The organism is Chitinophaga fulva (assembly GCF_012927205.1).
Classification (GTDB): Bacteria; Bacteroidota; Bacteroidia; order Chitinophagales; family Chitinophagaceae; genus Chitinophaga; species Chitinophaga fulva.
Window position 1 is genome coordinate 557,324 of sequence record NZ_JABBGC010000004.1, and the last position, 13,125, is coordinate 570,448.

A 13,125-nucleotide genomic window follows, 5' to 3' on the forward strand; every position below is an offset into this window, starting at 1 on the left:
TACAGTGCCATGTTTCGTCTGAAATATACTTGGAAAGGCTCGCTGTTACACAGCGGGCCTTTCGGCTTTTTAGGCATATCCTTTTTCTAACAAACAGCAAACACTTTCACCCTGAATATCATGCGTACCATTCAAGTAAAAACGAGATCCAAACAGATGCTGGCGGACATCTTCACGCCGGTGGGCATCTATCTGCGGTTGCGCGACAAGTTCCCCGGCTCTATCCTTCTGGAAAGTACGGACTACCGCGCCAGCGAAAACAGCTATTCCTATATCTGTATTAAGCCTATCGCAGGCATCGAAGTAACTTCCACCAGCCACTTCGAATTTAAATATCCTAATCTGCCGGTGGAAAAGAAGGAACTGAAAGACACCCAGAAAGTACTGGACGAATTACAGAAGTTCCTCGGCAGCTTCTCCTTCAACGGCAATCACCCCGTACCCCTTGCCCAGACGCTCTTTGGATACAGCACGTTTGATTCGGTACAGTTCTTTGAAAAACTCGAATTCAATAAAAATAAAGAAGGCGGCAACGCACAGATACCCCTGATGCGATACCGGTTTTACCAATATGTGATCGCCATCAACCACTTCAAAGATGAACTTTACCTCTGCGAAAATCAGATAGAAGGCCTCGACAGTGAGTTTGATCTGGTAGAATCACTCATCCGCCACAAGGACTCTCCCGGTTATCCTTTTGCCACCACCGGGGATGAAACCAGTAACATGACGGACGCGGAATACATGCAGATGGTGGAACAAGGCAAACAACACTGTTTTCGCGGAGATGTCTTCCAGGTAGTTCTTTCCCGCGCCTTTAAACGGTCTTTCTCCGGTGATGAATTCAACGTATACCGCGCGCTCCGCTCCATCAATCCCTCCCCCTACCTCTTCTTCTTCGATTACGGCGACTATAAATTAATGGGTTCTTCTCCTGAAGCACAGATTGTGATCAAGGACGGCACCGCTGCTATCCACCCGATTGCAGGCACTTTCCGCCGTACCGGTGATGACAGGCAGGATAAAATACTGGCAGATAAACTGCTGCAGGACCCGAAAGAAAATGCGGAACATGTGATGCTGGTAGACCTGGCCCGCAATGACCTCAGCAGAAATGCCACTGATGTGGAAGTGTCCACTTACCGCCAGGTACAGTACTACTCCCACGTGATACACCTGGTGAGCGAAGTGAAAGGGAAAGTAGATCCTGCCACCAATCCTTTTGCATTGCTGGCTTCTTCCTTCCCGGCAGGCACCCTTTCGGGAGCGCCCAAGTATCGCGCCATGCAGATCATTGACCAGCTGGAACCGACACCCCGCGGCTTCTACGGCGGCTGTATCGGTTGGGTGGGCTTTAACGGCAACTTCAACCATGCTATTATGATCCGCTCCATGCTTAGTAAAATGAACACCCTTTACTATCAGGCCGGAGCCGGTGTAGTGGCCAAATCGGTAGCTTCTTCCGAACTGGAAGAGGTCAACAATAAACTCAATGCGTTAAAACAAGCCATCCTGCTGGCACAAACCATCTGACATGAACATCCTCGTTTTCGATAATTACGACTCTTTTACCTATAACCTCGTTCACCTCGTGGAAAAGCTGATCAACGGCAAAGTGACCGTTGTCCGCAACGACGAAATTTCACTCGAAAAAGTGAACGACTATGATAAAATCATCCTGTCGCCAGGTCCTGGTATCCCGGAAGAAGCCGGCCTGCTGCTGCCGCTGATTAAGGAATATGCACCGTCTAAATCCATCTTCGGCGTATGCCTCGGCTTACAGGCCATCGGACAGGCGTTCGGCGGTTCGCTCATCAACCTTAGCGAGGTATACCACGGCGTGGCCACCAATGTGAAAATTGTGTCCGATCAGGGCCGCCTCTTCAAAGGCATGCCCCGCGAGATACAGGCTGGCCGTTATCACTCCTGGGTGATCGACAAAGCGACCCTCCCTGCCGATTTAACCCTGACGGCGGAAGATGAGGAAGGCTTTATCATGGCCCTGCAACATAACAAGTACGATGTAAGCGGTGTACAGTTCCACCCGGAAAGTGTACTCACGCCACAGGGAGAACAGATACTGAAAAACTGGCTGGAGTTATAATACCCCCACCGTTTTTTAATTCTCTTTGATCATTTTAAATACATCATTCTGGTATGAAAAAGATACTTAACTACCTGTTCGAACATAAAACTTTTACCCGCGAAGGGGCTAAAGATATACTCATTAACATCTCCAAAGGCATGTACAACGAGAGTGAGCTCGCTGCTTTCATGACCGTATTCCTCATGCGCAGCATCACGATCGATGAGCTGCTGGGCTTCCGCGATGCCCTGTTGGAGCTGTGTATCCCTGTAAAACTGAACGGCTATGATGTCCTGGATATCGTAGGTACCGGCGGGGATGCAAAAAATACCTTTAATATTTCTACCTTGTCGTGCTTTATCGTAGCCGGCGCAGGTGGTAAAGTGGCGAAACATGGCAACTATGGCGTGTCTTCCATCAGCGGTGCTTCCAACCTCATGGAGCTGGTAGGCTACAAGTTTAAGGCTGATGACGCCAAACTCCGTACAGAACTGGAAGAAGCAGGCATCTGCTTCCTGCACGCACCGCTGTTCCATCCGGCCCTGAAGAATGTGGCCGGCATCCGCCGAGAACTGGGCATCCGCACGTTCTTTAACATGCTGGGACCATTGGTAAACCCGGCTTTTGCCCAACATCAGCTGATTGGTGTGTACAGCCTCGAAATGGCCCGTGTGTACAACTACCTGTTCCAGCAGACCGACAAAAAGTTTGTCATTGTGCACAGCCTCGACGGTTACGATGAGATATCGCTGACCGCAGATACCAAAGTCATCACTAACAAAGGGGAGCAGGACTGGACTCCTGAACAGCTCGGCAAACGTAAAGTACATCCGGAAGATATCTATGGTGGCAACACTGTGGAAGAAGCGGCAAAGATCTTTATGAAAATACTCAAAGGCGAAGGTACCTGGGCACAGAACTCTGTGGTGCTGGCCAACGCCGCCATGGGCCTCTATAGCCTCGGTAAATACAACTCTTACGATGATGCATTTACAGCTGCTGTGGAATCCCTCGAATCCGGCAATGCCCATAAAGCATTCAAAAAACTGATTGAATTACAATAACGCTGATGAAAAATATATTAGCAGAAATAGTCGCCCATAAACAGGTGGAAGTAGCGGCCCGCAAATTACAACGCAGCGCAGCTGAACTGCAACAGACATCCGTGTTTGACCGCGAGCCGCTGTCGCTCCGCAGTTTCCTGCAGAACCCGGAAAAAACCGGTATCATCGCGGAATTCAAACGGCGCTCTCCCTCCAAAGGACTGATCAATGGCGAAGTAACGGTGCAGCAGGTCACTACAGCCTATACCCGTTACGGCGCCTCCGGCCTCTCTGTATTGACGGACGAGAAATATTTCGGCGGTTCCTCCGATGACCTGCAACAGGCACGCAGCTTCAACCAGATACCCATCCTGCGCAAGGATTTTGTGATCGATGAATATCAAATCCTCGAAGCAAAAGCCATCGGCGCTGATGTGATACTGCTGATCGCAGAATGCCTCGATGCCGCACAGGTCGCGCACCTCTCTCAGTTTGCGCACAACCTCGGCCTCGAAGTGCTGCTGGAAGTACACAGCGAAGCACAGCTGGAAAAGGTAACGGACCATACTCACCTCGTGGGCGTGAACAACCGCGACCTGATCACTTTCCAGGTGGACTTTAACCGCTCTTGTGAACTGGCGCCGAAAATTCCGGCAGACAAAATCAAAGTGGCGGAAAGCGGTATCAACGACCCTGCTGCTATCATAACGCTCAAAGCAGCCGGATTCCAGGGTTTCCTGATCGGTGAACACTTCATGAAACAGGAAGATCCTGCCCGCGCTTTTGAAAACTTTGTACAGACATTAAACGATCTGCAGGCTAAATAATCACACTATGCGTATTAAAGTTTGCGGAATCACCAGGGCGACCGATTTACAGGGACTGACAGATAACCAGGTGGACTATGCCGGATTTATCTTTTATGAAAAGTCCCCCCGTTTCGCCGCCAATAAAATAGATGCCCGTACCGTGCGGGAAACTGCCGGTATCCGCAAGGTAGGCGTGTTTGTGAACGCCACCGCTGAACAGATACAACGCACCGTGGCCGACTATGCGCTGGATATGGTGCAACTGCACGGCGACGAAACACCGGCATTCTGTGCCACGATCCGTGAAACGGTCCCGGTGATCAAAGCTTTTCGTATAGGTGACAACGTAGACTGGGAAGTGCTGCTGGCGCCTTACATACCGGTAACGGATTATTTCCTCTTTGATACGGCGTCTGTAAAAGGTTATGGTGGCACCGGAGAACGGTTCAACTGGGAACTGTTACAGCAATATCCTTTTGATCATCCGTTCCTGCTGAGTGGCGGCATTACGCCGGAAGATGTGGATATCATCGGTGAACTGAAACTGCCCGCGCTTTTTGCGGTAGATATCAACAGCAAATTTGAAGAGGCTCCCGGCATCAAGAATATGGAAAAGGTGAAGCTGTTCGTTGCCGGAATACATAAATATCAAATAACTAAATAAAAATATTCTCCATGGACATTGCAATTGACACCAGCAAATCCAGGTACCAGGTAGACAAGAATGGCTATTACGGCAGATTTGGCGGCGCCTATATTCCTGAAATGCTGTTCCCCAATGTGGATGAACTGCAACGCAAGTATATGGAAGTGCTCAGCGATCCTACCTTTCAGCAGGAGTTTGAGGCCCTGCTGCGGGATTACGTGGGCCGCCCTTCACCACTGTACTTTGCTAAACGCCTGTCTGAAAAATACAAGGCGAAGATTTTCCTCAAAAGGGAAGACCTGAACCATACCGGCGCCCACAAGGTGAACAACACCATCGGGCAGATACTGCTGGCAAAGAGACTGGGCAAAACACGTATCATCGCTGAAACCGGCGCTGGTCAGCATGGTGTGGCTACCGCCACCGTATGTGCTTTGATGGGTATGGAATGCGTGGTATACATGGGCAGCATCGATATCGAAAGACAGGCGCCCAACGTGTCCCGCATGAAAATGCTTGGCGCTACCGTAGTAGCTGCCACCAGCGGCAGTCAAACCTTAAAAGACGCTACCAATGAAGCGATCCGTGACTGGATCAACAACCCGGTAGATACGCATTATATCCTCGGTACCGCTGCCGGTCCGCATCCTTATCCTGACATGGTGGCCCGCCTCCAGTCAGTGATCAGCGAAGAAATCCGGAAGCAGCTGCTCGAAAAAACCGGCAGCGAACTTCCAGATTACGTGGTGGCCTGCATCGGTGGCGGCAGTAACGCTGCCGGTGCGTTCTTCCACTACCTCGATGATGAAGAGGTGAAGCTCGTAGCCGTGGAAGCTGGTGGTAAAGGCGTACATAGCGGTCACTCTGCCGCTACTACACAGCTGGGTAAAATAGGTATCATCCACGCTGCCAAAACACTGCTCATGCAAACAGAAGACGGCCAGATCACCGAGCCGTATTCTATCTCCGCCGGACTGGACTATCCCGGTATCGGGCCCATGCACGCGCATCTGTATGAAACAGGCCGTGCCATGTTCCTCGATGCTACCGACGATGAAGCCCTGGCCGCCGCCTATGAGCTGTGCAAACTGGAAGGTATTATCCCCGCCATGGAGTCAGCCCATGCGCTGGCCAAACTGAAAGACCTGCCGTTCAACCCCGATGACGTGGTGGTGGTGTGCCTTTCCGGCCGCGGTGATAAAGACCTGAATACCTATATCCGTCACATGAATAAATAATCTGGAGTATGCAAAATCGTATTGACCAATTGTTTGCTGCCAAACAAACTGGTGTGCTGAATATATATTGCACCGCCGGGTATCCGGAACTGAACGACACCCTGCCGGTGATGACAGCCCTGCAACAACATGGGGCAGACCTCATCGAACTGGGCGTGCCCTTCTCTGATCCGCTGGCTGACGGCCCCGTGATCCAGGACAGTGGCACCCGGGCTTTGAAAAACGGTATGAGCCTGCATAAACTGTTTGAACAACTGGAAGGTTTCCGGGAACGTATACATGTGCCCGTTATCCTTATGGGTTATTTCAATCCCGTGCTGGTGTATGGTGTGGAGGCCTTTGTGAAAAAATGTGCGGAAGTAGGCGTAGATGGTGTTATTCTGCCCGATCTGCCTAAAGCAGAATATGAAGCGGAGTATAAAACAATCTTCGAAAAATACAATGTGTCCCTGGTCTTCCTGGTGACACCTGAAACCAGCGATGAACGTATCCATCAGTTGGACAACCTCAGCAAAGGGTTTCTGTATGCGGTGTCTTCCTCTTCCACGACCGGTAAAGACAAAGACATGTCGCACCAGCAGGCTTATTTTGAACGCCTGCAGCAACTGAAACTGAAAAACCCGGTGCTCATCGGTTTTGGTATTAAAGACAAGGCCACTTTTGACACTGCCTGCCGGTATACCAATGGCGCTATTATCGGCACCGCCTTTATTAAAGCGTTGGGAGAAGGCAAGGATATTGACAGCACAGTTCGTACTTTTATTGGCGCTATCAAAAACTAAATATGAAAACAGCCATCATAAAATACAATGCCGGGAATATCCGCTCCGTGCAGTTTGCGCTGGACCGTTTAGGTGTGAATGGTATTGTAACAGATAATCCGGAAGAGATCCTGTCGGCCGACAGGGTGATCTTCCCCGGCGTAGGCGAAGCCAGTACTGCTATGCGGTACCTGAAAGAGCGTAACCTCGATAAGCTGATCACCAGCCTGCAACAGCCGGTGCTGGGCATTTGTCTGGGTATGCAGCTGCTGTGCCGCCATTCGGAGGAAAACGACACGCCGTGCCTCGGTGTGTTTGACGTGGAGGTAAAACGTTTCACCTCCCCGGTAGAGAACCTGCTGAAGATACCACAGATAGGCTGGAACAATATTACTGGTCTGCATAGCGTGATGTTTGAACATGTACCGGAAAACAGCTACATGTATTTTGTGCACAGTTATTATGCAGCACTGGGTGCAGACACTGTGGCGATCACCAACTATGTGATCAACTACAGCGCTGCGTTGCAGAAAGATAATTTTTATGCGGTGCAGTTCCACCCCGAAAAATCGGCGGAACATGGCTCCCGTATCATTGAAAACTTTTTGAACTTATAAGATGCAAATCAGAAGGATCAGTGTGGATGATGCGTTGTTGCAGGTGCGCCGGGATGTATTGTACCCGCAGGCAACCCTGAACGCGGTGACGGTGGAACATGACGCTGACGGCCTGCACTTCGGTGCATTTGAAGGCGGACAGCTGGTGACGGTGGTGTCGCTGTTTCCCGGAAAAGGGGAGGCGCAGTTCCGTAAACTGGCCACGCTGCCCGCAGCGCAGGGTAAAGGTTATGGAAAAGCCATACTGGAGCACCTGGCAGACGTCTGCCGGAAAGAAAATATCAAACTCCTCTGGTGCAACGCCCGTGACACGGCAGTATCTTTTTACGACCGCCTCGGGTATACCACCCGGGGCAATTATTTTGTAAAAGACGGTATCAATTTCATCCGCATGGAACTATCATTGGAAAAGCCTGTGGCCAAACGTTTTGAGGTCATCCCAGCTATCGATATTATCGATGGTAAATGTGTGCGCCTCACGCAGGGCGATTACAGCCAGCAGAAAGTATATAACGAACATCCGCTGGAAGTGGCAAAAGAATTTGAAGCACTGGGCGTACGCCGCCTGCACCTGGTAGACCTCGACGGCGCCAAAAAAGGTGCGGTGGTTAACTGGAAGGTGCTGGAGAATATTGCCGGTAAAACATCGCTGGTAACGGATTTTGGCGGTGGCATCAAAACTGACAAGGACCTGGAGATCGTATATGAATGTGGTGCGGCGCTGGCCACCATTGGCAGCGTGGCGGTGAAATCGCCGGAACTGTTTTTCAGCTGGGTAGAGCGGTTCGGAGCAGATAAGATCTTCCTGGGCGCCGATGTGAAAGACGAGAAAATTGCCGTAGGCGGATGGCTGGAAACGACCGGCGTGTCGGTGTTTGATTTCCTGGCCTCCAATATAGAAAGGGGCGTGCAACATATTTTCTGTACAGATATCGCGAAAGACGGCCTGTTGGCTGGTCCTTCCATCGACCTGTACAAAAAAATCCTCGGCGAATTCCCCGGTATCAGCTTCGTGGCCAGCGGCGGCGTGAGCAATATCAGCGACGTGGCCGCATTGCAGGAAATAGGTTGCCATGGCGTGATCATCGGCAAAGCTATCTACGAAGGAAAAATTTCAACAGCGGAATTAAAATCATTCCTCTAAAATTATTGATGTATGCTGACCAAACGTATCATACCCTGTCTGGATATCAAAGACGGCCGTACCGTGAAAGGTATCAATTTTGAAAATATCCGGGATGCAGGCGATCCTATCGAACTGGGCGCGCTGTATGCATCTCAGGGAGCAGATGAACTGGTGTTCCTGGATATAACGGCAACGAATGAACGAAGAAAGACACTGTCGGAACTGGTTACCCGCATCGCGCGGCATGTCAACATCCCGTTTACCGTGGGTGGTGGTATCGCTGAAGTGGAAGATGTGAATGTGCTGCTGCAATCCGGGGCTGACAAGATTTCCGTGAACACGGCCGCGTTTAAGAATCCCGGGCTGGTAGACTCGCTGGCACGGGAATTTGGCAGTCAGTGCATCGTGCTGGCTATTGACACGCGCTTTGAAGATGGTGACTGGTATGTATATCTGAACGGAGGCCGCGTGAAAACAGACCGTAAGGCGTTTGACTGGGCCAAAGAAGCGGTAGACCGCGGCGCAGGCGAGATCCTGCTTACTTCCATGAATAATGATGGTACCAAACAGGGCTTTGCCCTGGATATCACGGCGCAACTGTCGCAAAACCTACATGTGCCGGTGATTGCCTCCGGAGGCGCAGGCACGATGGAACACTTCGTGGACGTATTTGAAAAAGCACAGGCAGATGCAGCGCTGGCTGCCAGCATCTTCCACTATAAAGAAATCGAAATTCCGGAACTCAAAACCTTCCTGTATGGGAAAGGGGTGAATGTCCGCTTTTAACCACCGCTGAAATTGCTTATCATGCAAATAGATTTTGAAAAATCGGCCGATGGCCTGGTACCGGCCATCATCCAGGATGCCGCCACCGGCAAAGTGCTCATGCTCGGGTATATGAACCGAGAAGCGCTGGATAAAACCCTGGCTGAAAACAAAGTCACCTTCTACAGCCGTTCCAAAAAACGTCTGTGGACAAAAGGAGAGGAGAGTGGCAACTTCCTCCTGTTGCAAGACCTGAAGGTAGACTGTGACTCGGATACTATCCTTATCAAAGCCAATCCCGTTGGCCCCGTATGCCATACCGGTGCTGACACCTGCTGGAATGAAGTCAATACCAGCAACGATTTCCTGGCACGCCTCGAAAGCATCATCACAGACCGGAAAAATAATCCTTCCGATAAGTCCTATACTTCCCAGCTGTTTACCAAAGGCATCAACAAGGTGGCGCAGAAAGTAGGGGAAGAAGCCGTGGAAGTGGTGATCGAAGCCAAAGATGATAACGATGAACTGTTTCTCAATGAATCAGCTGATCTGTTGTTTCACTACCTTGTCCTCTTGCAGGCCAAAGGTTTTACCCTGGCAGACGTTATAAAGGTGTTAAAAGAAAGACATAAATAACAGCCACCTGGCTGCAGTGATTAGCGGATTACCAACGGAGTATGATGAATATGCATGATATTTTTTATGTATATTTATTTCTCTGTTTGTAATTCGCTTTTCGTATTTTGTATTGTTGTAAATTACGTCCCAACTAACTGATTAAAATTAATTATAATGAAAGGAATTTTCCTGTTAGCCGCAGGTGCTTTATTATCTGCGGGAGTTTATGCCCAGCAGGTGTCTGGAACGGTGAAAGGAGCAAATGGTAAGAAGATATACCTGTTCGACGACCAGGATAATAACCCGGATGACTCCCTGACCATACAAAATGAGCAGTTTACCTTCAAGGTGAAATCAGGCAAAGAACCTGCTGTATATGCGCTGATCATGCAGGATGTGAACTATCCCATGTTGTTTGTATCTGGTGGTGAACCGGTTCACTTTACCACTACCATGGCCACTTTTCCGCTGGCATCAGCAGTAAAGGGTAATGAAAATACCATGGCCATGCAGGCCTACCAGAAAGCATTTGATCCGTTGATCAAACGTGCGCAGGACCTCAACCAGGAAGCCCGTGAAATCAATCCGGAAGACGAACCTGCAAAAAATGCTTTTCGTAAAAAAGCAGACCAGTTCAGCAAAGACATCGTGAAAACCGGTACTGACTTTATCAAAACGCATCCTAAAAACATCGCCAGCATCTGGCTGATGATGAATGAGCTGCGCTCCCGCGTAGAGCCGGCCGAGTTCCAGCAACTGTTCGATTCACTGGACAAGTCCATTCGCGAAAGCGCCTATGGCAACAGTGTTACCGCCTACATAAAAAGCCTGAAAGCCAATGCTGTTAATATTACAGCAGATGATTTTTCCCAGGAAGATGAGAAAGGCAACCCGGTTAAACTGTCTTCTTTCAGAGGGAAATATGTGCTCGTAGATTTCTGGGCCAGCTGGTGCGGTCCGTGCAGACAGGAGAATCCTAACGTAGTAAAAGCGTATAACAAGTATAAAAGTAAAAACTTCACCATCCTGGGGGTATCCCTCGATAACGACCGTGACCGTTGGCTGCGGGCTGTAAAGCAGGATGGGCTTGCCTGGACACAGGTGTCTGACCTGAAAGGCTGGGGCAATGAAGTAGCGGTGCAGTATGGTATTCAGTCCATCCCTGCCAACATGCTGATAGGCCCTGATGGTACTATTCTGGCCAGAAATCTGCGTGGAGAGGAGCTGGAACAGAAACTCCAGGAAATCCTGAAATAGCCGCTTATCAAAATCAGGTTGGCAATACGCGCCTGATTTATCAAATTTGTTATTCGTATAAAAATTAAAAACCAATGAAGAGATATTTTGTAGGGATCGCCCTGCTAATGCCAGCTGTAGCTTTGTTTGCCCAGGAAAAAAAGGCCGGTGCTGCAGGTAAACCATTCACTATCCAGGGAACTATTTCCGAACAAAAGAAACCCGCTACCGTATTTCTCAGAATGCGTAAAGGCAGCGAAATGGTAACTGACAGTGCGCAGATAAAAGACGGTAAGTTCGCGTTCTCCGGTACGCTGGAAGAACCGCTGCTGGCCAGCCTGATGCTGGTGCAACGCAGTGGTGAAAAACCTGTCTCCATGGGCCGTGACATGCTCGCTGTATTTCTGGATAAAGGAAACATCGTGGTAACCACCACCGATTCCATCAGCAAAGCCACTGTAAGCGGCTCCCCTGCGAACGAAGACTACAAACATCTGCAAGAGCAACTGAAGGAAGTAAACGAAAAAGGCACGGCCCTGCAACAGCAGTATCGTGAACTGTCCAAAAATAAAGACGAAGAAGGTATCAAAAAGCTGGAATCAGCTTACGATGCACTGGACGCGGAAGAGAAAAAAATTGAGAACGATTTCTTCTCTAAAAATGCCAGCTCTCCGATCGCATTGTACGTGCTGAATCAGGTGGCTGGTTATGATATCAAGCCGGAAGAAATAACACCACTGTATAAAAAACTGAGCAAAGAAGCGAAAAACTCCCCTTCCGGTAAAGAGTTCGCCAAACGTCTCGAATCAGCCCGTAAAACAGCTGTAGGTCAGTCTGCACTGGAATTTGCGCAGGCAGATGCTGCCGGTAAAAATATCAGCCTGTCTTCCTTCCGTGGAAAATATGTGCTGGTTGATTTCTGGGCCAGCTGGTGCGGTCCCTGCCGTGCTGAAAATCCTAACGTGGTAAAAGCATATGGCAAATTCAAAGACAAAGGTTTTGAAATCCTGGGTGTTTCCCTCGATGATAAAAAAGATAAATGGCTGGCTGCTGTAGAAGCCGACAAACTCGCATGGACACACGTTTCCGACCTGAAAGGCTGGAAAAATGCGGCCGCTGAACTGTACGGCGTACGGGCCATCCCGCAGAACGTACTGATCGATCCCAAAGGAAAGATCGTTGCTAAAAACCTGCGCGGCGAAGACCTCGAAAAGAAATTAACCGAGGTGCTGCCTTAATCACTCCGAAGGTTTAAAACAAAGTATACCGGGCTGGCCTGCATAGGTCAGCCCTTGTTGTTTCCTGGAGGCCAATCCCAGGGATCGGCCCTTTTGTCTCCCAGTGTCCAGCCCCGGAACTCACCCCTTTTTGTCTCCCAGGGCTAAAGCCCTGGGTTAAGATGTCATTCAGTTTCTTTCCAGGTAAGTTCTCTCATTTATGATTGATAAACATCTTAGCCCGGAGCATATGATGGATCTATTCTCCTTCCTTAAGGAATCACACCAGAAACAGCCTGAATAACATCGTAGCCCAGGGCTTTAGCCCTGGGTTTAATGGATTGATTCCGGTCCCATTTGCATTCCGATTGATTCTCCCTATCCGATCATTCCCATTGATCTCATTTCCAGGTTAGCTCCGTACTACGCCATCAGGGCTCCGCTTATCCTTATTCTTATCATGATTTCATTTTTTGTCATTGATAATGAATGATTTATGTGCCAAAATACCCATCCTTCAAAAAAACATATTTTGATTTACGAAACTTTCGTAGATTTACGAAACATTCGTAGATAGTTAAATCACGCTATATGGAAAAACTCACACAGCAGGAAGAAGCGGCCATGCTGGCGATATGGAAAACGGGGAAAGGGTTGGTGAAGGATTTTCTGGAGAACCACCCGGCACCGGCGCCGCCATATACTACGCTGGCATCTACCATCAAAAACCTGGAGAAAAAAGGATACCTGGAAAGCAGAAAGCTGGGTAACGTATATGAATACACGCCCGTGATCGCTGAAGTTACCTACAAGAACAAATTCATGAGTGGTTTTGTGAAGGACTATTTTGAGAACTCCTATAAGGAGCTGGTTTCCTTTTTTGCCAAAGAACAAAAGATCAGCCCTGAAGAATTGAAAGAGATTATCAAAATGATTGAAAACAGTAAATAACTAAAATCCGGA

Annotated in this window: 14 protein-coding genes; all 14 read left to right on the top strand. The window is 49.2% G+C overall.

The annotated features are described in order from the left end of the window. Positions 1–120 precede the first annotated feature (120 nt). The 14 genes from HHL17_RS30670 to HHL17_RS30735 all read left to right on the top strand — a co-directional run bounded on the left by HHL17_RS30670 (position 121) and on the right by HHL17_RS30735 (position 13,113). Positions 121–1,533: an anthranilate synthase component I family protein gene (locus HHL17_RS30670; protein WP_169228629.1), complete on the top strand. Its 1,413-nt coding sequence runs from the start codon at positions 121–123 to the stop codon at positions 1,531–1,533. A 1-nt stretch (position 1,534) separates the two neighbouring features. Continuing rightward, the gene (locus HHL17_RS30675) at positions 1,535–2,104 is read left to right on the top strand and encodes an anthranilate synthase component II (RefSeq protein WP_169228630.1); all 570 of its coding nucleotides are present in this window, start codon (positions 1,535–1,537) and stop codon (positions 2,102–2,104) included. Between the two features lie 53 nt (positions 2,105–2,157). Beyond that, positions 2,158–3,150, top strand: coding sequence for an anthranilate phosphoribosyltransferase (trpD, locus tag HHL17_RS30680; RefSeq protein WP_169228631.1), 993 nt, complete (start codon positions 2,158–2,160; stop codon positions 3,148–3,150). Positions 3,151–3,155: 5 nt separating this feature from the next. After that, positions 3,156–3,956, top strand: a complete 801-nt coding sequence (trpC, locus tag HHL17_RS30685) for an indole-3-glycerol phosphate synthase TrpC (protein ID WP_169228632.1) — start codon at positions 3,156–3,158, stop codon at positions 3,954–3,956. Between the two features lie 7 nt (positions 3,957–3,963). Next, the gene (locus HHL17_RS30690; protein ID WP_169228633.1) at positions 3,964–4,602 is read left to right on the top strand and encodes a phosphoribosylanthranilate isomerase; all 639 of its coding nucleotides are present in this window, start codon (positions 3,964–3,966) and stop codon (positions 4,600–4,602) included. 11 nt (positions 4,603–4,613) lie between these two features. Then, on the top strand, positions 4,614–5,822 hold the full coding sequence (trpB, locus tag HHL17_RS30695; RefSeq protein WP_169228634.1) for a tryptophan synthase subunit beta: 1,209 nt from the start codon (positions 4,614–4,616) through the stop codon (positions 5,820–5,822). Between the two features lie 8 nt (positions 5,823–5,830). After that, positions 5,831–6,604, top strand: a complete 774-nt coding sequence (trpA, locus tag HHL17_RS30700) for a tryptophan synthase subunit alpha (RefSeq protein WP_169228635.1) — start codon at positions 5,831–5,833, stop codon at positions 6,602–6,604. A 2-nt stretch (positions 6,605–6,606) separates the two neighbouring features. Then, positions 6,607–7,200: an imidazole glycerol phosphate synthase subunit HisH gene (gene hisH, locus HHL17_RS30705; protein WP_168871944.1), complete on the top strand. Its 594-nt coding sequence runs from the start codon at positions 6,607–6,609 to the stop codon at positions 7,198–7,200. A 1-nt stretch (position 7,201) separates the two neighbouring features. Further along, on the top strand, positions 7,202–8,344 hold the full coding sequence (hisA, locus tag HHL17_RS30710) for a 1-(5-phosphoribosyl)-5-[(5-phosphoribosylamino)methylideneamino]imidazole-4-carboxamide isomerase (RefSeq protein WP_169228636.1): 1,143 nt from the start codon (positions 7,202–7,204) through the stop codon (positions 8,342–8,344). A gap of 12 nt (positions 8,345–8,356) precedes the next feature. Further along, positions 8,357–9,112: an imidazole glycerol phosphate synthase subunit HisF gene (gene hisF / locus HHL17_RS30715; protein ID WP_169228637.1), complete on the top strand. Its 756-nt coding sequence runs from the start codon at positions 8,357–8,359 to the stop codon at positions 9,110–9,112. A 21-nt stretch (positions 9,113–9,133) separates the two neighbouring features. Next, positions 9,134–9,727, top strand: a complete 594-nt coding sequence (hisIE, locus tag HHL17_RS30720) for a bifunctional phosphoribosyl-AMP cyclohydrolase/phosphoribosyl-ATP diphosphatase HisIE (protein WP_169228638.1) — start codon at positions 9,134–9,136, stop codon at positions 9,725–9,727. Positions 9,728–9,883: 156 nt separating this feature from the next. Next, complete coding sequence (locus HHL17_RS30725) at positions 9,884–10,966, top strand: TlpA disulfide reductase family protein (RefSeq protein WP_240976005.1); 1,083 nt, start codon at positions 9,884–9,886, stop codon at positions 10,964–10,966. Positions 10,967–11,040: 74 nt separating this feature from the next. Beyond that, entirely contained in the window at positions 11,041–12,183 is a 1,143-nt protein-coding gene (locus tag HHL17_RS30730) for a TlpA disulfide reductase family protein (protein ID WP_169228639.1), read from the top strand. 570 nt (positions 12,184–12,753) lie between these two features. Then, on the top strand, positions 12,754–13,113 hold the full coding sequence (locus HHL17_RS30735; RefSeq protein ID WP_169228640.1) for a BlaI/MecI/CopY family transcriptional regulator: 360 nt from the start codon (positions 12,754–12,756) through the stop codon (positions 13,111–13,113). Positions 13,114–13,125: the final 12 nt, after the last annotated feature.